The organism is Escherichia sp. UTM R2 (genome assembly GCF_048593455.1).
Taxonomy (GTDB): domain Bacteria; phylum Pseudomonadota; class Gammaproteobacteria; order Enterobacterales; family Enterobacteriaceae; genus Escherichia; species Escherichia coli.
In genome coordinates this window covers 4,719,505-4,740,393 of record NZ_JBFWDY010000002.1, presented here as the reverse complement: position 1 = coordinate 4,740,393, position 20,889 = coordinate 4,719,505, and the positions used below count along the sequence as shown (strand labels likewise).

The 20,889-nt window shown below is 48.9% G+C and carries 14 protein-coding genes and 1 tRNA gene; 10 read left to right on the top strand and 5 right to left on the bottom strand.

Going from position 1 to position 20,889, the window contains the following annotated elements; genetic code table 11:
• The first annotated feature begins 5 nt into the window (after positions 1-5).
• Positions 6-695: a tRNA (guanosine(18)-2'-O)-methyltransferase TrmH gene (gene trmH, locus AB4H76_RS23645; protein ID WP_001070177.1), complete on the top strand. Its 690-nt coding sequence runs from the start codon at positions 6-8 to the stop codon at positions 693-695.
• A gap of 5 nt (positions 696-700) precedes the next feature.
• Positions 701-2,782, top strand: coding sequence for an ATP-dependent DNA helicase RecG (gene recG, locus AB4H76_RS23640; protein WP_000678419.1), 2,082 nt, complete (start codon positions 701-703; stop codon positions 2,780-2,782).
• Here the strand turns inward: recG and AB4H76_RS23635 are convergent.
• Entirely contained in the window at positions 2,767-3,633 is an 867-nt protein-coding gene (locus tag AB4H76_RS23635; RefSeq protein WP_000747329.1) for a hypothetical protein, read from the bottom strand. The genes recG and AB4H76_RS23635 overlap by 16 nt on opposite strands.
• 2 nt (positions 3,634-3,635) lie before the next feature.
• Positions 3,636-4,841: a sodium/glutamate symporter gene (gltS, locus tag AB4H76_RS23630; RefSeq protein ID WP_000468836.1), complete on the bottom strand. Its 1,206-nt coding sequence runs from the start codon at positions 4,839-4,841 to the stop codon at positions 3,636-3,638.
• A 279-nt stretch (positions 4,842-5,120) separates the two neighbouring features.
• On the opposite strand from gltS, the gene xanP reads away from it, so the two are divergent.
• Both xanP and AB4H76_RS23620 read left to right on the top strand, forming a co-directional pair.
• Positions 5,121-6,512, top strand: coding sequence for a xanthine/proton symporter XanP (xanP, locus tag AB4H76_RS23625; protein WP_001295238.1), 1,392 nt, complete (start codon positions 5,121-5,123; stop codon positions 6,510-6,512).
• A 120-nt stretch (positions 6,513-6,632) separates the two neighbouring features.
• Entirely contained in the window at positions 6,633-8,342 is a 1,710-nt protein-coding gene (locus AB4H76_RS23620) for an AsmA family protein (protein WP_063084830.1), read from the top strand.
• 52 nt (positions 8,343-8,394) lie between these two features.
• Here the strand turns inward: AB4H76_RS23620 and yicI are convergent, their stop codons facing one another.
• Both yicI and AB4H76_RS23610 read right to left on the bottom strand, forming a co-directional pair.
• Positions 8,395-10,713 (bottom strand): alpha-xylosidase, encoded by a 2,319-nt coding sequence (gene yicI / locus AB4H76_RS23615; RefSeq protein ID WP_000702898.1) that lies wholly within the window; start codon positions 10,711-10,713, stop codon positions 8,395-8,397.
• A 9-nt stretch (positions 10,714-10,722) separates the two neighbouring features.
• Positions 10,723-12,105, bottom strand: a complete 1,383-nt coding sequence (locus tag AB4H76_RS23610) for a glycoside-pentoside-hexuronide family transporter (protein WP_088542853.1) — start codon at positions 12,103-12,105, stop codon at positions 10,723-10,725.
• A 292-nt stretch (positions 12,106-12,397) separates the two neighbouring features.
• Between AB4H76_RS23610 and AB4H76_RS23605 the strand changes: the two genes are divergently transcribed.
• The 4 genes from AB4H76_RS23605 (at position 12,398) to AB4H76_RS23590 (ending at position 15,803) form a co-directional block, all read left to right on the top strand.
• A tRNA-Sec gene (locus tag AB4H76_RS23605) sits at positions 12,398-12,492 on the top strand.
• Between the two features lie 299 nt (positions 12,493-12,791).
• The gene (locus AB4H76_RS23600) at positions 12,792-13,976 is read left to right on the top strand and encodes a tyrosine-type recombinase/integrase (RefSeq protein WP_001218910.1); all 1,185 of its coding nucleotides are present in this window, start codon (positions 12,792-12,794) and stop codon (positions 13,974-13,976) included.
• A 410-nt stretch (positions 13,977-14,386) separates the two neighbouring features.
• Positions 14,387-15,430, top strand: a complete 1,044-nt coding sequence (locus AB4H76_RS23595) for a tetratricopeptide repeat protein (protein ID WP_032304069.1) — start codon at positions 14,387-14,389, stop codon at positions 15,428-15,430.
• A 142-nt stretch (positions 15,431-15,572) separates the two neighbouring features.
• Positions 15,573-15,803, top strand: a complete 231-nt coding sequence (locus tag AB4H76_RS23590; protein WP_001703923.1) for a hypothetical protein — start codon at positions 15,573-15,575, stop codon at positions 15,801-15,803.
• Between the two features lie 24 nt (positions 15,804-15,827).
• On the opposite strand, the gene AB4H76_RS23585 is transcribed toward AB4H76_RS23590, so the two are convergent.
• Positions 15,828-16,898 (bottom strand): LacI family DNA-binding transcriptional regulator, encoded by a 1,071-nt coding sequence (locus tag AB4H76_RS23585; RefSeq protein WP_000412404.1) that lies wholly within the window; start codon positions 16,896-16,898, stop codon positions 15,828-15,830.
• 261 nt (positions 16,899-17,159) lie between these two features.
• Between AB4H76_RS23585 and AB4H76_RS23580 the strand changes: the two genes are divergently transcribed.
• Complete coding sequence (locus AB4H76_RS23580) at positions 17,160-18,461, top strand: MFS transporter (protein WP_420062621.1); 1,302 nt, start codon at positions 17,160-17,162, stop codon at positions 18,459-18,461.
• Between the two features lie 14 nt (positions 18,462-18,475).
• Positions 18,476-20,857 (top strand): glycoside hydrolase family 31 protein, encoded by a 2,382-nt coding sequence (locus tag AB4H76_RS23575; protein ID WP_001313395.1) that lies wholly within the window; start codon positions 18,476-18,478, stop codon positions 20,855-20,857.
• Positions 20,858-20,889 lie beyond the last annotated feature (32 nt).

Below are 20,889 nucleotides of genomic sequence, written 5' to 3'. Positions count from 1 at the left end.
GTTTTATGAACCCAACACGTTATGCACGCATCTGCGAAATGCTCGCCAGGCGGCAGCCTGATCTGACCGTCTGCATGGAGCAGGTCCACAAACCTCATAACGTTTCTGCGATTATTCGTACCGCAGATGCCGTTGGCGTACATGAAGTTCACGCCGTCTGGCCTGGTAGCCGCATGCGCACCATGGCTTCGGCAGCGGCGGGTAGTAACAGCTGGGTACAGGTGAAAACACACCGCACCATTGGCGATGCCGTCGCTCATCTCAAAGGCCAGGGCATGCAGATTCTGGCAACCCATCTTTCTGATAACGCTGTCGATTTCCGCGAAATTGATTACACTCGCCCGACCTGCATTTTGATGGGACAGGAGAAAACGGGCATCACGCAGGAAGCATTGGCCCTGGCGGATCAGGACATCATCATTCCGATGATCGGCATGGTGCAGTCGCTGAATGTTTCCGTTGCCTCAGCCCTCATTCTTTACGAAGCCCAGCGTCAGCGGCAAAATGCAGGCATGTACCTGCGTGAAAACAGCATGTTGCCGGAAGCAGAGCAACAACGCCTGTTGTTTGAAGGCGGCTATCCGGTGCTGGCGAAAGTCGCAAAACGCAAAGGCCTGCCTTATCCCCACGTCAATCAGCAAGGCGAGATCGAAGCTGATGCCGACTGGTGGGCTACTATGCAGGCTGCAGGGTAAGTGCCATGAAAGGTCGCCTGTTAGATGCTGTCCCACTCAGTTCCCTAACGGGCGTTGGCGCAGCACTTAGTAACAAACTGGCGAAAATCAACCTGCATACCGTGCAGGATCTACTCTTACACCTTCCCCTGCGCTACGAAGATCGCACCCATCTCTACCCCATCGGAGAACTACTGCCGGGCGTTTATGCCACGGTGGAAGGCGAAGTGCTGAACTGCAATATCTCCTTCGGCGGTCGGCGGATGATGACCTGCCAGATCAGCGACGGTTCCGGCATCCTCACCATGCGCTTTTTCAATTTCAGCGCGGCAATGAAAAATAGCCTGGCGGCGGGCCGCCGTGTACTGGCTTATGGCGAAGCAAAGCGCGGTAAATATGGTGCGGAGATGATCCACCCGGAATACCGCGTGCAGGGCGATCTCAGCACGCCAGAATTACAGGAAACGCTCACGCCGGTTTATCCAACAACGGAAGGCGTAAAGCAGGCCACGCTGCGTAAATTAACCGACCAGGCGCTGGATCTGCTCGACACCTGCGCCATTGAAGAACTCCTGCCGCCGGAACTGTCACAAGGAATGATGACGCTACCGGAAGCGTTGCGCACTTTGCACCGCCCGCCACCGACGCTACAGCTTAGCGATCTGGAAACCGGGCAGCATCCGGCGCAACGTCGTCTGATTCTGGAAGAACTGCTGGCGCACAACCTCAGCATGTTAGCCTTACGTGCCGGAGCACAGCGTTTTCATGCCCAGCCGCTGAGCGCCAATGACACGCTGAAAAATAAACTCCTCGCCGCCTTACCGTTCAAGCCAACGGGCGCACAGGCACGCGTAGTGGCGGAGATCGAGCGCGATATGGCGCTGGATGTGCCGATGATGCGTCTGGTGCAGGGCGATGTAGGTTCCGGTAAAACGCTGGTCGCCGCCCTCGCCGCGTTGCGTGCGATTGCCCACGGCAAACAGGTAGCATTGATGGCACCAACCGAATTACTCGCCGAGCAGCACGCCAATAACTTCCGCAACTGGTTTGCACCGCTCGGTATCGAAGTGGGCTGGCTCGCCGGTAAGCAGAAAGGTAAAGCACGGCTGGCACAGCAGGAAGCCATCGCCAGCGGTCAGGTGCAGATGATTGTCGGTACACACGCCATCTTCCAGGAACAGGTGCAGTTTAACGGCCTGGCGCTGGTGATTATCGACGAACAGCATCGTTTTGGCGTGCATCAGCGTCTGGCATTGTGGGAGAAAGGCCAGCAGCAGGGCTTCCATCCGCATCAGTTGATCATGACCGCCACGCCGATCCCCCGCACGCTGGCAATGACTGCGTATGCCGATCTCGATACCTCGGTGATAGATGAGCTGCCGCCAGGCCGCACGCCAGTGACTACGGTCGCTATTCCTGATACCCGCCGTACCGACATCATTGACCGCGTGCACCACGCCTGCATAACTGAAGGTCGTCAGGCATACTGGGTTTGTACGTTGATTGAAGAGTCGGAATTGCTGGAAGCGCAGGCGGCGGAAGCTACCTGGGAAGAGTTGAAACTGGCGCTACCAGAGTTGAACGTTGGCCTGGTACACGGGCGGATGAAACCTGCCGAGAAACAGGCGGTGATGGCGTCGTTTAAACAAGGTGAGCTACACCTGCTGGTTGCCACAACCGTTATTGAAGTCGGCGTTGATGTGCCTAACGCCAGTCTGATGATTATCGAAAACCCGGAGCGTCTGGGTCTGGCGCAGTTACACCAGCTTCGCGGGCGTGTAGGTCGTGGTGCGGTGGCTTCTCACTGCGTGCTGCTCTACAAAACGCCGCTCTCCAAAACCGCGCAAATTCGGCTGCAAGTGCTGCGCGACAGCAACGACGGTTTTGTGATTGCACAGAAAGACTTAGAGATTCGCGGACCGGGTGAACTGTTAGGTACGCGTCAGACGGGTAATGCTGAGTTTAAAGTGGCGGATTTACTGCGCGATCAGGCGATGATCCCGGAAGTTCAGCGCCTGGCGCGACATATTCACGAACGTTACCCACAACAAGCAAAAGCCCTGATAGAACGCTGGATGCCGGAGACGGAACGTTACTCCAACGCATGACCAGACTCATCACAAGACAAGTCACGCAGTAAATCTTCAATCTGGATAGTGAGGATATCCATTGCCTCATACGCATCCTGTGCAATTCGCGCCGCCATTGCGCCTTCCGGTTCACCACGCAGAATTTCAGCCGCTGCCTGTACGCCAGCCACAATCATTTCAGGTGTTAACATTTGGCGAAGAAAAGCGCGATTATCAGAGGACCAGCCATCTTTATGGCCTAATGGATGCCCCCAGCCTATCCATTCTTGCGACCATAACGGATTGGCTTCTATGGGATAAATTAGATGCGCGGCATACTGAATAGCACACACCGCTTTTCCTGGCGTATCCAGCGCCCACCAGCGCGACCAGAGAGAACGAATTAACGGCGCGGCCCCACCCAGAGTATTGAACACCGCCAGCCAGCAAAGAACGTTATTGAAACCACGCTCGTTATCCATACGCTGCAACGCGGTGTCCAGTAAAAATTGCCGTACCTGCTGGCGTTGGGAAGCATTCATCATCTCCTGCCAGAGATAGGGCCGACACAATGCCTTCATTAAGGATTCTTCGAAGTGATCACCATAACCGCCAGCTAAAACGGTTTCATGCCATTGCGCCAGGCAGAGCGGAAACAGATAGCGAAACAACTCTATTTGCATCGGTTCGTTATAAACGAGATTGAGTACATAGTAAGCACTCAAATCCCATTCGCTGATCTGCTGCCACTCTTTAGCCGCCAGCGCCTTGAGTTCGGCATCTGCGTAATCAAATTCCGTTTCCCATACACAGAGCACTGGCGGCTCATCACCAAAAATATGGCGACAGTGTTCACGTAGCGTTTCCGGTTCCTTCCGACGCTTTTTCATTTTTAACCGGCAAAAATCGGCAACATTAAATACAGCTTAATCACCAGCGCATTGACGATATCGATAAAGAACGCACCGACCATCGGCACCACCAAAAACGCCATGTGCGACGGGCCAAAGCGTTCAGTGATCGCCTGCATGTTGGCGATTGCCGTTGGCGTTGCACCGAGGCCAAAACCACAGTGACCCGCAGCCAGCACTGCCGCATCGTAGTTTTTGCCCATCATGCGCCAGGTAACGAAGATGGCATACAACGCCATGAAGATGGTCTGTACCACCAGAATCGCCAGCATCGGCAGCGCCAGCGAAGCCAGCTCCCACAGTTTCAGCCCCATCAGCGCCATCGCCAGGAACAACGACAGGCTTACGTTACCCAGCACGGATACCGCACGCTCAAAGACGCGGTAAAAGCCCATCATTGACAGACCGTTGCTCAGAATCACGCCAACAAACAGTACACAGACGAAGGTCGGCAGTTCAAAAGCAGTGCCAGCCAAAAGTTGCGCAACAATTTTCCCCACCGTCAGGCAGATAGCAATCAGCGCGATAGTTTCAATCAGCACCAGCGAGGTGATCATGCGGCCCACATCCGGCTTTTCAAACGCCGTCGGGACTTCCTGGTCATCCGGAATACCGTTCGGCGTGGTGGAGTGTTTCACCAGATAGCGCGCCACCGGACCGCCAATCAAGCCGCCCAGCACCAGACCGAACGTTGCACAGGCCATCGCCACTTCCGTCGCATTGGTGAAGCCATAACGTTCAATGAACAATTTACTCCACGCAGCGCCCGTACCGTGACCGCCGGAAAGCGTAATAGAACCGGCCAACAGCCCCATCAGCGGATCAAGCCCTAACAGGCTAGCCATACCAATGCCAATGGCATTTTGCATCACCAACAGACCAACAACCACAATCAAGAAGATGCCAACCACACGCCCACCGGCACGCAAACTGGCAATGTTGGCGTTCAGGCCAATGGTGGCGAAGAAAGCCAGCATTAACGGATCGCGCAGGGACATATCAAAGTTGACTTCCCAGCCCATGCTTTTTTTCAGTACCAGTAGCGCTAGCGCCACCAACAAACCACCCGCAACAGGTTCCGGTATGGTGTATTTCTTCAAAAAGGAGACGGAATGGACCAACTTACGCCCGAGCAGCAACGTCAGCGTTGCGGCAACAAGCGTTGCTAAAGTATCGAGATGAAACATAGTTACTCCTTTGTATCCGCATCACTCTTTCATACTCGTCATACTTCATCGCGCAGTGGCAACCTCATGAACTATGACGGGTATCGAGTTATGCTTTCCTGGGTCAAATTCTCAGCTGTTAATGAACAAATGGCATGGATTTTAAGCAGAAAAATACCAAAAGTTATATAAAAAAGTGCATTTATCTCATTTAAATATTTAGATGAGGATGTGGCAAACGTTTGCTTTTCTCTTTCGGTCAGCTAAAATGCCCGCTTTGCTACCACGGGATTGTTTTCGATGTCTGTTTCCACCCTCGAGTCAGAAAATGCGCAACCGGTTGCGCAGACTCAAAACAGCGAACTGATTTACCGTCTTGAAGATCGTCCGCCGCTTCCTCAAACCCTGTTTGCCGCCTGTCAGCATCTGCTGGCGATGTTCGTTGCGGTGATCACGCCAGCGCTATTAATCTGCCAGGCGCTGGGTTTACCGGCACAAGACACGCAACACATTATTAGTATGTCGCTGTTTGCCTCCGGTGTGGCATCGATTATTCAAATTAAGGCCTGGGGTCCGGTTGGCTCCGGGCTGTTGTCTATTCAGGGCACCAGCTTCAACTTTGTTGCCCCGCTGATTATGGGCGGTACCGCGCTGAAAACCGGTGGTGCTGATGTTCCTACCATGATGGCGGCTTTGTTCGGCACGTTGATGCTGGCAAGTTGCACCGAGATGGTGATCTCCCGCGTTCTGCATCTGGCGCGCCGCATTATTACGCCGCTGGTTTCTGGCGTTGTGGTGATGATTATCGGCCTGTCGCTAATTCAGGTGGGGCTGACCTCCATTGGCGGCGGTTACGCAGCCATGAGCGATAACACCTTCGGCGCACCGAAAAATCTGCTGCTGGCAGGCGTGGTTTTAGCCTTAATTATCCTGCTTAACCGTCAACGTAACCCTTACTTACGCGTGGCCTCACTGGTAATTGCGATGGCGGCCGGATATGCGCTGGCGTGGTTTATGGGCATGTTGCCAGAAAGCAACGAACCGATGACGCAAGAACTGATTATGGTGCCAACGCCGCTCTATTACGGTCTTGGCATTGAATGGAGTCTGCTGCTGCCGCTGATGCTGGTCTTTATGATCACTTCGCTGGAAACCATTGGCGATATCACGGCGACCTCTGACGTTTCCGAACAGCCAGTGTCCGGTCCGCTGTACATGAAACGCCTGAAAGGCGGCGTGCTGGCAAACGGCCTGAACTCGTTTGTTTCGGCGGTGTTTAACACCTTCCCGAACTCCTGCTTCGGGCAAAACAACGGAGTGATCCAGTTGACTGGTGTTGCCAGCCGCTATGTCGGTTTTGTCGTCGCGCTGATGTTGATCGTGCTGGGTCTGTTCCCGGCAGTGAGCGGTTTTGTACAACACATTCCAGAACCGGTTCTGGGCGGCGCAACGCTTGTAATGTTTGGCACCATCGCCGCCTCCGGTGTGCGTATCGTTTCTCGTGAGCCGCTGAACCGTCGGGCGATTCTGATTATCGCGCTGTCGCTGGCGGTTGGTCTGGGCGTGTCTCAGCAGCCGCTGATTTTGCAGTTTGCCCCTGAATGGCTGAAAAACCTGCTCTCCTCCGGGATCGCCGCGGGCGGTATTACTGCCATCGTGCTGAATCTGATTTTCCCACCAGAAAAACAGTAATTCACTGGCGGCGGTAAGATAATTACCGCCGCAGTCTCACCTCTTTAACCATTCCCGCCTTGAGGATTGCGCGTAAATCGTGCATAACTCCCTTATGTGCATTTCACGGGATGGAAGACCATGAAATTTATTGGGAAGCTGCTTCTCTACATTCTCATCGCTCTGTTAGTGGCGATCGCTGGCCTCTATTTTCTTCTGCAAACCCGCTGGGGAGCAGAACATATCAGCGCATGGGTTTCCGAGAATAGCGACTATCATCTGGCCTTCGGGGCGATGGATCACCGTTTTTCCGCGCCATCTCATATCGTGCTGGAGAACGTCACGTTTGGTCGTGATGGCCAGCCCGCGACCCTGGTGGCCAAAAGTGTCGACATTGCGCTAAGCAGTCGGCAACTGACCGAACCACGCCATGTCGATACCATCCTGCTGGAAAACGGGACGCTGAATCTCACCGACCAGACCGCGCCGCTACCGTTCAAAGCCGATCGTCTGCAACTGCGTGATATGGCGTTTAATAGCCCGAATAGCGAATGGAAACTGAGCGCGCAGCGGGTAAATGGCGGCGTAGTTCCGTGGTCACCAAAAGCCGGTAAAGTGCTGGGTACGAAGGCGCAGATTCAGTTTAGTGCCGGATCGCTTTCGCTCAATGATGTTCCTGCCACCAATGTACTGATTGAAGGCAGTATTGATAACGATCGCGTTACGCTGACTAACCTGGGTGCCGACATCGCCCGCGGGACATTAACCGGAAACGCGCAGCGTAACGCCGACGGCAGCTGGCAAGTGGAAAACCTGCGCATGGCGGATATACGTCTACAAAGCGAAAAATCGCTAACCGACTTCTTTGCGCCATTACGCTCTGTCCCGTCGTTGCAGATTGGTCGCCTGGAAGTGATCGATGCTCGTTTGCAAGGTCCGGACTGGGCGGTGACCGACCTCGATCTCAGCTTGCGCAACATGACCTTCAGTAAAGATGACTGGCAGACACAGGAAGGCAAACTGTCGATGAACGCTAGCGAGTTCATTTATGGTTCGCTGCATTTATTTGACCCGATTATAAACACGGAATTTTCCCCGCAGGGCGTAGCGCTGCGCCAGTTCACCAGCCGCTGGGAAGGGGGTATGGTCAGAACGTCAGGGAACTGGCTGCGTGACGGGAAAACGTTGATCCTTGATGATGCGGCAATTGCCGGGCTGGAATATACCTTGCCGAAAAACTGGCAACAGTTGTGGATGGAAACGACACCCGGTTGGTTAAACAGCCTGCAACTGAAGAGATTTAGCGCCAGCCGCAATCTGATCATTGATATCGACCCTGACTTCCCGTGGCAGCTCACCGCGCTCGATGGTTACGGTGCCAACCTGACGCTGGTTACCGATCATAAATGGGGCGTCTGGAGTGGCTCGGCGAATCTGAATGCCGCCGCCGCGACATTCAATCGTGTTGATGTTCGTCGCCCGTCGCTGGCGCTGATCGCCAACAGCAGCACGGTGAATATCAGCGAACTGAGTGCATTTACTGAAAAAGGCATTCTGGAAGCCACCGCCAGTGTTTCACAAACGCCACAACGTCAGACACATATCAGCCTGAATGGACGCGGTGTGCCGGTGAATATTTTGCAACAGTGGGGATGGCCTAAATTACCGTTGACTGGCGACGGCAATATTCAGCTTACCGCCAGTGGCGATATTCAGGCCAATGTCCCGTTGAAACCTACGGTTAGCGGGCAATTGCATGCCGTGAACGCCGCAAAGCAGCAAGTGACTCAAACCATGAATGCTGGCATCGTTTCCAGCGGTGAAGTTACATCGACGGAGCCGGTGCGGTAAACATCAATCTCGCCGGGTACGACTCAGACGTACCCGGCATTCCATCAATAGATTACAACGTAATTGTCAGCGCATTCCCTTGAGGCTTCACCACCAGCCCCTGCTCACTTTCAGCCTGCGAACCGTCTTGCAGACCATTTACTTTCACAACATTGCGCAGGCACAGTGTCCAGTTCTTCGCCTCGCCCGCACCAGTCACAGTAATCGTGTTGCCAGTACGTGCTGCTTTTAAAGTAAAGATCACCGATCCGTCAGCAGCGGGCACTTCACAGACGGCTTCATGCCCGTCTTGCAGATTAAAGAGGTGGAATGCCGTGCCTTCGTGCCACACGTAATCGGGACGTTGATCGTTGTTGCCCAGCGCCAGTAGAGTGTTATCACGCACATAAACGGGCAGACTCAGGAAGCCGTGCTGCTGTTTATGCCAGCGACTACCGTCGAGTTCATCGTTGTGCCACAGGTGTGTCCAGCGACCTTCCGGCAGGTAGAACTGCACATCGCCCGCTTCAGTGAACACCGGCGCAACCATCACGTTGTCGCCTAACATGTATTGACGGTCAAGGTAATCACAAGCCGGATCGTCCGGGAACTCCATCATCATGGCCCGCATCATCGGCGTACCCCGCGCGTTCGCACGCGCAGCTTCACGATACAGATACGGCATCATGCGGCATTTCAGTTGCGTGAAGAAGCGCACCACATCACAGGACTCATCATCGTAGGCCCACGGCACACGATAAGATTTGCTACCGTGCAAACGGCTATGGCTGGAGAGCAAACCAAACGCGCACCAGCGTTTGTAAACGTGCGCCGGAGCGGTATTTTCAAAGCCGCCGATATCGTGGCTCCAGAAGCCAAAACCTGAAAGGCCAATAGACAAACCACCGCGCAGGCTTTCCGCCATTGATTCGTAGTTAGCGTAACAATCGCCACCCCAGTGTACCGGGAATTTCTGCGCACCGACGGAGGCCGAGCGGGCAAACAAGACAGCTTCTTCCTCACCAACGGTGTCCTTGAGCACGTTCCACACCAGTTCGTTGTAGATGTACGCATAATGGTTATGCATTTTCTGCGGATCGGAACCGTCAAACCACTGAACATCAGTTGGGATACGTTCGCCAAAGTCGGTCTTAAAGCAATCAACGCCCATCGCGACCAGACCTTTCAGTTTGTCGGCGTACCATTTGCAGGCATCCGGATTGGTAAAGTCATAAATCGCCAGACCTGGCTGCCATTTATCCCACTGCCATAGCGAACCGTCCGGGCGTTTGAGTAAATAGCCTTTCTCTTGTAACTCTTTAAAGACGGGGGATTTTTGACCGATATAGGGGTTAATCCAGACGCAGATTTTCAGCCCTTTCGCTTTCAGGCGGCGGATCATCCCTTCCGGGTCAGGGAAAGTCAGCGGGTCCCACTCAAAATCGCACCACTGGAAGGCTTTCATCCAGAAACAGTCAAAGTGGAAAACATGCAGCGGCAGATTGCGTTCCGCCATACCATCGATAAAGCTGTTTACCGTCGCTTCGTCGTAGTTGGTGGTAAATGAAGTGGTTAGCCACAGGCCGAAGGACCACGCGGGCGGCAGCGCCGGACGACCAGTAAAGCGGGTATAACGATCAAGTACCGCTTTCGGCGTCGGGCCGTCGATAACAAAGTATTCGAGATATTCACTCTCAACGCTGAACTGCACTTTGGAGACTTTCTCCGATCCCACTTCAAAAGAGACACACTGGGGATGATTGACCAGTACCCCATAACCACGGTTAGTCATGTAGAACGGGATATTTTTATACGCCTGTTCAGTACTTGTGCCGCCGTCCCGGTTCCAGGTCTCTACCGTCTGGCCATTGCGCACCAGGGCAGTAAAGCGCTCTCCCAGACCGTAAACTGTTTCGCCAACGCCAAGATCAAGCCGCTCAAACATATAATTGCGTTGATTATTCGTGTCCTGCACGTAGCCATTATTTTTCACCTGACTACCGGTAATACGTTCGCCGTTGCGCAGAAAATCCAGTGACCAGAACTCACCTTTGCTGACACGCGCGCTTAAGTTGCCACTTTTAAACTCAGCATAACGTTCTGTGTTTTCGATTGTGACCTTCACGTCCTGCAAAATATTGAGCGGGTAATGAGGACCGTTATTCAGCGCCCCCTGAAAATGCTCAATCCGCACACCGACAATACCTTCCTGTGGGGAGAAAAAGCGCAGCGTAAATAAAGGCGTGTCAAGCTGCCAGGTACGTTCACGTACATCACGGGGGGCAGCATAGACCACCATTTCATTATCCTGCTGTTCAACCTCGAACACCTGAAGCGGGTGAATCAAATTGAGGCCAGGTTGAATCAACCAGTTTCCATCGCTAATTTTCATTGCCGTTCCTTAGTTCTGCACTTCTTGAGAGGTGAATTGTTGCTGGCAACGGCGTTTACCCTGAGCCAGCTGTTCCATAACGGTTTTCAGATTGTGCGTCGTGAGTGAGTAGTAGCGTTTAGCGATAATCGCGCTCAGCAAATAACAGATCGCCGGAACAATCGTGAATAGCGCAATAATGATGCTAATCGTGGCGCTGTTCTGCGCTTTTTCTGCCGCATCATATCCGCCATAAGCCAGCATCCAGCCGATAAGAGCGCCGCCGAAGGCCAACCCCAGTTTGAGCACAAACAGCGTGCCAGCAAAACTGATCCCGGTCAGGCGTTTACCATTGCACCACTCGCCGTAGTCGACGGTATCGGACATCATTACCCACTGGATAGGTGTCACCAGTTGATGCAACACACCAATCACGAAGATGAAGACAAACATAGTGATGCTGGCCTGCATGGGAACAAAGAACATCGCGAGGCTAATCACTGCCAGCAGGGCGTTCGTCCACCAGAAGATAGTGACTTTACATTTCCAGTCGGTCAGAGGTTTTGCCAGTGCGGAACCAATCAGGTTACCCACGCAATAAGTGGTGAGAAAAGCGACAAACACTTCCGGCGTGCCCAAAATCCATGTGACGTAATACATCATCGCCCCACCGCGTACGCACACCGCCAGGATATTGAAAATGGTTAGTAAACCGACAATCCGCCACTGGTCGTTTTGCCAGATATCACGTAAATCTTCCCGCATAGACGTTGTTGTAGGTGGTGCTTCAACGCGTTCTTTAGTGGTGAAGAAACAAAATGCCAGCATCATGAATGCCACCACGGAAAGGACCGCGATACCGCCCTGGAAACCGAGTGGTTTATTATCACCGCCAATTAAATTAACCAGTGGCATCATCAGAACAGTAGAAAGCATGTCTCCCGCGGTCGCCAGCACAAAACGCCAGGATTGCAGCGAGATACGCTGAGTCGGGTCATTGGTGATTACACCACCCAATGCGCAGTAAGGGATATTGACGACGGTATAAAGTAAGGTAAGTAGGGTGTAAGTAATTGCTGCATAGATCATTTTGCCGTTCATACTGAGATCTGGCGTGCTATAGGCCAGTACACAGACGATCCCGAATGGCAGTGCGCCAAACAGTACCCACGGACGAAATTTACCCCAGCGAGAGCGCGTTCGATCGGCCAACAACCCCATGCAAGGATCGGAAATCGCATCCAGTGCACGAGCGACCAAAAACATGGTTCCGACAAAACCGGCAGGAATGCCAAAAATATCGGTATAAAAGAACATCATATATAACATTACGTTATCGAAAATAATGTGGCTGGCGGCGTCTCCCATGCCATAACCAATTTTCTCTTTAACGGACAACACTTCACTCTTCATCTGCTTTTCCTCGATGCTATAGGGGTGCTGAGACCGATAACGCATTTTGTAAACCATCCCTGTGAGAGCGAATATTCCGATATCTGGTTATTAATTTATGATTCTTGTTTTATGTGATCGTGGTAGCGTTAATTCCGCTCATATATCATTGTAAAATATGGGTTTTATATGAACTATAATGCTTTCGTGATAATACGCTGCGTGTATTAGGCGGAAAAAACTGATCTGGGGGATGTAGAAACTCAAGGAAGTAGCTATAATGCGCCCCGCCTCCATGTAGCAATCGAGGCGCGGAAGATCGTCGTCTCCGGTGAGGCGGCTGGACTTCAAATCCAGTTGGGGCCGCCAGCGGTCCCGGGCAGGTTCGACTCCTGTGATCTTCCGCCAGTTTACCTCTTCTGAACTCTCCCAATGTCAATAAATCTCTTCTAATCCCTTGTATATCAGTATTTATTTGTATCCAGAGGTCAACCTACTTCACCCCGTATCAAGTTTCTTTTGGGGGTACTTTAGGGGGTGTTATTTCCTATTGAAATACCAGCACCCCCATAATAGGAAAAATGTGATATATAACAACGGCTTTTAACAACATCTTTGTTATACAAGGGGTGTATTGGGGGTATCAGGTTAGTTACTGGCAGAAATCCCCCTCAGGAACATGAATTCATCAAAAGCCGGAGGATGTCATGGCATTAACCGATATCAAAGTGAAAACCGCAAAACCCAAAGACAAACCCTATAAGCTTGCTGATGGCGGCGGTATGTATCTACTGATTAACACTAATGGTTCTAAATACTGGCGCATGAAGTACCGCTTTGCTGGTAAAGAAAAGATGCTTTCTATTGGCGTATACCCCGATGTAACGCTAGCCGATGCTCGCGAGAAACGCAGTGAAGCCAGGAAACTCCTCGCTGCTGGAGGCGATCCAGGGGAGGCAAAAAAGGAAGAAAAAATCGCGCAGCAAATGAGTCTGCAAAATACGTTCGAGGCTATTGCTCGCGAATGGCACCAGTCAAAAGCCGATCGGTGGTCATTACGCTATCGTGATGAAATCATTGATACCTTTGAAAAAGACATTTTTCCCTACATTGGCAAGCGCCCTATTGCCGAAATCAAACCAATGGAGTTACTGGAAGCACTGCGTAAAATGGAAAAACGTGGAGCTCTGGAGAAAATGCGCAAGGTCCGCCAGCGCTGTGGTGAGGTGTTCCGCTATGCAATTGTTACTGGCCGGGCAGACTATAACCCAGCCCCCGATCTTGCCAGTGCTTTAGCTACACCGAAAAAAGTACATTTTCCCTTTCTTACTGCTAATGAACTTCCCCACTTCCTCAACGATCTGGCGGGTTATACCGGAAGTATAATCACTAAGACAGCTACTCAGATCATTATGTTAACCGGCGTACGAACACAAGAACTGCGTTTTGCACGCTGGGAAGATATCGATTTTGAGACAAAATTGTGGGAGATCCCGGCAGAAGTAATGAAGATGAAGCGACCTCATATTGTGCCGCTCTCTGAGCAGGTCATTATGCTATTTAAGCAGCTTGAACCAATCTCAAAACATCATCCCCTAGTCTTTATCGGTAGAAATGATCCCCGCAAACCAATTAGTAAGGAAAGCATTAACCAAGTAATTGAATTACTTGGATATAAGGGAAGACTCACAGGGCACGGTTTCAGACACACCATGAGTACAATTCTGCATGAACAAGGCTTTAATTCCGCCTGGATTGAAATGCAGTTAGCTCATGTGGATAAAAATTCCATCAGGGGTACCTATAATCATGCCCTGTATCTCGATGGCCGCCGTGAAATGATGCAATGGTACGCTGATTACATTGATTCACTCTCCAGCCGGGAAAGTTAAGTCAAAAATACTTTTCCCTGATGTTTTCCTCAATTAAGTATTTTATCCTCTGGCCTACAAGGCTGGAGGATTTTTGTTATTATATTATTTTTTGCGTCTTCAAACTTATTACAAAAACATAATTAAAAGCAAATTGACATTTTTAAATTGGCAATTACAAAATACAGCCTTGCAGTTATTTCGATACCTTTAGCAAAGGAAAAGTTGATTCAGATATAATTTAGCATTTCAATCATCTGACATCATTATAAAAAATGAGATTCACATAAAGATAAAATTATTGTTCTCAAGGAAAGCATGAAGGGGCTTTGTAAGCAATATTCATTCAGTGCCAAGACAGGACTTGATACACAGAATCTCAACTTTTATGCTCTCAGACTATATCACCACATGTTTTACAGGCTCAGAAAATGAACGATAGATTATGCTTTGAAGTGCACGATAACCAGGGTTATTTCGTATTTCCGGATACCTGGTTTGGCCCATTGCTGGGGGAGTTTGAAGAAGTGCTTGATGCATACGACGCTGATGAAATCAGCGAGACGAGTTACATCAACAAACTCCGACGCCTTGCTCAACGGGAGCCGGACTTTATTGATATACACGTTCATCTGGCATATGCATTTCTGGAACAGAATGCCCCGCGTAAGGCACTGAACGCCGCTCTTAAAGGACTGGCGGCAGGTAATCGTATCATCCCGGAAAGTTTCTGTGGTGAAATAATCTGGATGCATCCCGAAAACCGGCCTTATCTGCGCGCGCTTTATGCAGCAATTCTCGCAAATGTGCACTTACAGCGCCATCAGGATGCGGTTATGCTCACTGATAAAATACTGGCATACAATCCTGAAGATAATCAGGGGGCTCGCTGGTTGTTGGGTTCAGAGCTGTTACGCACCGGCGATCATGAGCGAGCCTTCAGTGTACTGAAAGAGCATGCTGATGAATTTTCACCTTACTGGTATGAACTCGGTCTCCTGCATTTTCTGAACGGGGAACATGTTAAGGCCGCCACAGCTTTTCGCCATGGCTTTGCCACAAACACTTACATCGCAGAAATGCTGTGCGGAAATCTGCATCCATTTCCACTTGCTATGTGGCATGACTTCTCCGGCTCTCTGGATACGGCAGAAGATTACTATGCAACATACTCACCATTATGGGGACAATATCCGGAAGCATTGCTGTTTGTAAACTGGCTCTATAATCATTCCTCTGTGCTGCATGAACGGGCAGAAATCATTAAATGCGCCGAAATGCTGATGCAGGAAGATGATTTCGAAATATGCGAAAGTATTTTAAGACAGCAGGAGAAGTTGCGTGAAAGAATTGATGAGACGCTTTCTGAGAAAATTGTACAGAAATGCAGAAATATGAATGGTGAATATGTCTGGCCCTGGATATTGCCGTTTTCAGCGGCAGGCATGAAACATACTGGCATACAGTATCAGTAGATATTGCATTAGTGTATCCTGCACACAAGTAATAATTTATCCACCAATAATAACACTGTTAATGTCCCCTTCCCCTGGTTGTCAGCCAGGGGTTATCTTCTGAATATTTCTTTTGAAAAGGATAACACAGTAAATTATTTTTATGAATTATCCCATGGACTCATTAACACCCTTTCATAATGCTTTATTGTCAAACACGTTATGGCTGACATCAAAAAAAACCGGATTTCCTCTGCCAGCGGGTAATCACCTTCCCGGTGTTTTCGGTTGGTCTGGTTACTCCTGTCTGGTTATTAGCAAGATAATTGCTATAAACAGTGGAAAACTCATCGTACATAATCTGGTGATGAACATTACGTTTATTTTCCCTTGACCGGAAGAATCAGAGGCTGTGGTTTCAGTCATACAGTCCATCTCCTTTAATCGGAGTTGGCTCTTTCCCTGGCCGTATACGGCGAACAGATTCTCGTATTACCAGTTTCCCATACAAAAGTAATGCACCAACAGTTGCATCAGGACGTACAAGTCTTTGTTGTAACATATGTACCGCTTCAGTACCCAGTTCATCGCGAGGTACATGTACTGCCGTAAGTGGCACATCTTCTATTGCAGCCAGATTAAACCCATCAATACTCATTACGGACACATCTTGTGGCACTCGTATATTACGTTTTTTTAAAGCGTTAATTATACCTGCAGCAATGAAGTCCCCACTTGCCAAAAAAGCAGTCGGTAGCATACTTTTCTCTGTCATATCCAGCCATGCTCCGACTTTTTCTTCGGCTTCTTTGGCGCTGAAACTATTAATAGTGAGTAAATCTCTGTCATCTTTAAAGTTCTGATTCTGTCTCTCCCATGCTTCTTTAATTCCGGCAAGTCGCAGTTCCATTGTGTATCGACGTAAACACATAATGTTCATTACTCTGCGATGCCCCATTTCAAACAGAAAGTGAGACGCAAAAGCACCAATGTTTTTGTGATCTGGAGCAACTGTGGGAAGACGCATACGTCGATCATGGCAGTTAATCATTACGCACGGCTTAGAAAAATCTGCTGCAAGATCATGTATATGAGGATCATCAATACCAAGCAATATTGCAGCCTGTGTTTCTGCCTCATTCATGCGCGCCAGGAATTTTGAAGGTGTACTATCGAACTCATCAAGGGCACAGTAACGCAACCGAACCTCATAATGCGATAATGCCTTGCTGATGCTTTGGATTACGCGGAAATAAAAAATGTCTGTTCGCTCATCAAAAGCCCGTTGAGGAGCAAAAATGACAAGGTTGTTTAACAACATACGGCCGGATGCCATTCCATCCATAACCCCAAGCTCTCTGGCACACGCTAATACTTTCTCGCGGGCACGATAACTGGTATTAGCTTTACCCGCTAAAACCCGTGACACGGTGCTGGATGAAAGGCCTGTTCGCATGGCAATATCAGCAATCTTTAGTTTTTTTTCCATATTGTGATCTATCTCTAATTTCAAAATGAAAAAATTCTCATGGGATGGAATAGCCTGACTGCAAGGACTTCTGACTATTTTTAGAATTTATATGAACTACTTATGAAAAAACGTGCACAATACCAACTTTTTTTCATCGCCTCCCTCTTTTATTGTGAATGAGTAGTTCCGGTTTAAGTATTAAGCCGAAAGGTAAAGTGGGATGTGGCAACCCCGAGCTGCGTTGTCGCTCGATCATTTATTACATCCGGTGGGGTGATTATGAGTCAGGATATAAATAATAATATAGCTGTCAGCAAACACCGTCGAATAATAAGACAACTACGGTGGTGGATGTTAATCCTTTTTCTAATGGGTGTCACTGTCAATTATATTACCAGAAACTCATTAGGTATTTTGGCACCAGAGTTAAAAGACAGCCTTGGAATTACAACTGAACAATACTCCTGGATTGTTGGTGGATTTCAGCTTGCATATACCCTTTTTCAGCCACTTTGTGGATGGCTAATTGATGTTATTGGGCTCAAGATTGGATTTATGATTTGTGCTTCATTATGGGGAATTGCTTGTCTTCTGCATGCAGGAGCAGGAAGCTGGATACAGCTTGCGTTGCTTCGTTTTTTCATGGGAGGTGCTGAGGCTTCTGCGACACCTGCAAATGCAAAAATTATAGGTGAGTGGTTTCCAAAATCTGAACGTCCTGTTGCTGCTGGCTGGGCGGGTGTCGGTTTTTCTATCGGTGCAATGCTTGCACCACCAATTATTTACTTTGCACATGCGTCATTTGGTTGGCAGGGTGCATTTATGTTTACAGGTGCACTTGCAATTCTTTGGGTTTTCCTTTGGTGGGCGTGTTATAACACACCAGAAGAGCACCCAAACTTAAGTAAAAATGAGCTCAACTTTATCCGACAGGATAACGAAGCTCCTCCGGTAAAAATGCCTTTTCTGACCGCGTTAAAAACAGTTAGTAAAAATAAACGCTTTTATGGAATCGCTATCCCTGCATTTATGGCAGAGCCAGCATGGGCTGTAATGAGCTTTTGGGTGCCATTATATCTTGCAAAAGCATATGGCATGGACCTTAAACAAATAGCTCTGTTTGCATGGTTACCATTTCTTTGCGCTGATTTAGGAAGTATTGCCAGCGGATATCTGACAAAACTCTATACCCGTCTGTTTGGGTTAAGCAGAGTAAATTCTGTTATTGCGTCCTCTGTAAGCGGAGCATTTCTAATGGTTTCGCTTGCTGTGATTGCTTTTATCGACAATCCATATATTGCTATTGTACTTATCTCCATTGGTGGTTTTGGTCATCAGATAATTTCCTGCATGTTAAGTGCCCTGGTCGTTGAATCTTTTGATAAGGGGCAGATGGCCACTGTTAATGGAATGCGTGGTTCAGCCGCATGGATTGCCAGCTTTTTGTTCTCACTGATTATTGGCGTTACTGCTGACAAAATAGGCTTTAACCCGCTATTTATCGCCATGGGATTTTTTGATCTTATTGGTGCTTTTTTTCTGGTTACTTTTATTGCAGAACGTCGCAAAAAACGCATCTGAGGGAGTATGTGGAGATGAAAACATTAAAAAACTGGAAACTACAAAATCAGTCAGCCCATCATATAGAGCTATTAGTTGATGGTCAGCATTCTCTTTGCCTGTATATACTCGAAGAAAATATGTTCCGGGTTCTATTAAAACGGAAGGGGGTTTTGTCGCTGGACCGAACCTGGAGCATTGCTCCGGAAAAGGATGTCCCGTGGGAAGGGCGTCATCGCGAAGATATTAGCGGTTTTTCACTGCCGACCTGGAACATGGAGCAGAATGATGAATTACTGACAATCACGACCAGTTCATTACGCGTAATTATTCACAAGCCTTTATGGCTTGAATGGCATTATAAGGATAATGCTGGTCAGTGGCAGGAACTTGTTAATGATCGCCCTACCAGTGCTTATCTGATAAACGCTCATGGTGATGGTGTTGCACACTATCAAAGTCGACGTAATGACGAGCGTTTTTATGGACTTGGTGATAAATCCGGGGATCTGCAACGCACAGGAAAACGCTATGAAATGCGGAACCTGGACGCAATGGGATATAATGCAGTAAGTACAGACCCTCTTTATAAACATATTCCATTTACAATTACTCACCGTAGCGATATTAGCTTTGGATTATTTTATGATAACCTCAGCAATAGTTGGCTGGATTTAGGTAATGAAATAGATAATTATCATACAACTTACCGCCGTTGGCAGGCTGAGGCGGGAGATATTGATTATTATCTTTTCACTGGCAGATGTGTACTTGATATCACCAAAGCCTTTGTTCGTTTGACGGGGAAAACACTCTTCGGTCCAAAATGGAGTCTTGGGTACAGCGGTTCCACGATGCACTATACAGATGCACCGGATGCTCAGAATCAATTGATGCAGTTTATTCGTCTTTGTAAGGAACATGCTATTCCATGTGATTCTTTCCAGCTATCTTCTGGTTATACTTCTATTAATGGTAAACGCTACGTATTCAACTGGAATTACGACAAAGTTCCACACCCTAAAATGATGAGTCAGGAGTTTCATAATGCAGGGATACACCTGGCCGCTAATATAAAACCATGTTTATTGCAGGATCATCCTCGCTATAACGAAGTAGCAGAACAAGAGCTCTTTATTCGTGACTCTGAATACAACGTCCCGGAACGCTCCAGCTTCTGGGATGATGAGGGTTCTCATCTGGACTTTACGAACCCACAAACAGTCGCATGGTGGCAGGAAGGTGTAACCACACAACTACTTGAAATGGGAATTGATTCCACCTGGAATGATAACAATGAGTTTGAAGTATGGGATGGGGAAGCGCGCTGTCATGGTTTTGGCAAAGAAATCGCCATTAAACACATTCGGCCAGTAATGCCTCTTTTAATGTGCAGAGCATCTATGGAAGCACAGCAAAAATTTGCACCGAACAAACGACCATATTTGATTTCCCGCTCTGGATGCGCCGGATTGCAGCGTTATGTTCAGACATGGAGTGGGGACAACCGAACTAACTGGGATACCCTTCGATACAACACCCGCATGGGGCTGGGAATGAGCCTCTCAGGATTGTATAACATTGGTCATGATGTCGGTGGTTTTTCTGGTGATAAGCCTGATCCAGAATTATTTGTTCGTTGGGTTCAGAACGGTGTTATGCACCCCCGATTTACGATCCACTCGTGGAATGATGATCATACTGTCAATGAACCATGGATGTATCCGGAAGTAACACCCGCGATTCGTAGTGCAATTGAGTTACGTTATCGTCTTATGCCTTATTTATATACATTATTGTGGCAGGCACATGCCGATGATGAGCCAATATTACGTCCAACCTTCCTTGATCATGAGCACGATGTTCAGACATTTGAAGAATGTGATGATTTTATGCTGGGACGCGATATTCTGGTTGCAAGTGTCGTGGAAGCAGGGCAACGACAACGACGAGTATGGTTACCCGACAACAAAACAGGATGGTACGACTTTTACAATGGCGAATGGTTCTGTGGTGGTCAATGGATAACAATCGACGCGCCACTGGAAAAACTACCATTATTAGTACGTGCAGGTGCAGGTATTCCTCTTAGTGAACGTATAACATACGTGAGTGAAGCGGAAGATAATCATCGTAAATTGAAATTATTCCCAATTAAAGGAACGGGTAAATCCACCGGACTTCTGTTTGAAGATGATGGCGAAACTTGGGGATATACTGAAGGTAATGCTCTGTGGCTTGAATGGGAGCTGGACTGCACAGCCACTACAATTGAGTTAAGAATAAACACTCATGGAGATTATCGCCCTGCATGGGAAACATTGAAAGTGATAATTCCTCAGGGAGAAAGTCGTCAACTACTGATTAACGGCATTGAGGCTTATGAATGGAATATGAACCTATCCTGTAATGATTAATTTATTGTAGAGGGTAAATCATGGCCAAATAA

Bases quoted from the DNA above. Each gene is read 5' to 3' on its own strand.
- AB4H76_RS23595 (WP_032304069.1), top strand. From the start codon at position 14,387: ATGAACGATAGATTATGCTTTGAAGTGCACGATAACCAGGGTTATTTC.
- AB4H76_RS23610 (WP_088542853.1), bottom strand. From the start codon at position 12,105: ATGAAGAGTGAAGTGTTGTCCGTTAAAGAGAAAATTGGTTATGGCATG.
- AB4H76_RS23600 (WP_001218910.1), top strand. From the start codon at position 12,792: ATGGCATTAACCGATATCAAAGTGAAAACCGCAAAACCCAAAGACAAA.
- AB4H76_RS23620 (WP_063084830.1), top strand. From the start codon at position 6,633: ATGAAATTTATTGGGAAGCTGCTTCTCTACATTCTCATCGCTCTGTTA.
- yicI (WP_000702898.1), bottom strand. From the start codon at position 10,713: ATGAAAATTAGCGATGGAAACTGGTTGATTCAACCTGGCCTCAATTTG.
- AB4H76_RS23590 (WP_001703923.1), top strand. From the start codon at position 15,573: ATGAATTATCCCATGGACTCATTAACACCCTTTCATAATGCTTTATTG.
- gltS (WP_000468836.1), bottom strand. From the start codon at position 4,841: ATGTTTCATCTCGATACTTTAGCAACGCTTGTTGCCGCAACGCTGACG.
- AB4H76_RS23575 (WP_001313395.1), top strand. From the start codon at position 18,476: ATGAAAACATTAAAAAACTGGAAACTACAAAATCAGTCAGCCCATCAT.
- recG (WP_000678419.1), top strand. From the start codon at position 701: ATGAAAGGTCGCCTGTTAGATGCTGTCCCACTCAGTTCCCTAACGGGC.
- AB4H76_RS23580 (WP_420062621.1), top strand. From the start codon at position 17,160: ATGAGTCAGGATATAAATAATAATATAGCTGTCAGCAAACACCGTCGA.
- trmH (WP_001070177.1), top strand. From the start codon at position 6: ATGAACCCAACACGTTATGCACGCATCTGCGAAATGCTCGCCAGGCGG.
- AB4H76_RS23635 (WP_000747329.1), bottom strand. From the start codon at position 3,633: ATGAAAAAGCGTCGGAAGGAACCGGAAACGCTACGTGAACACTGTCGC.
- xanP (WP_001295238.1), top strand. From the start codon at position 5,121: ATGTCTGTTTCCACCCTCGAGTCAGAAAATGCGCAACCGGTTGCGCAG.
- AB4H76_RS23585 (WP_000412404.1), bottom strand. From the start codon at position 16,898: ATGGAAAAAAAACTAAAGATTGCTGATATTGCCATGCGAACAGGCCTT.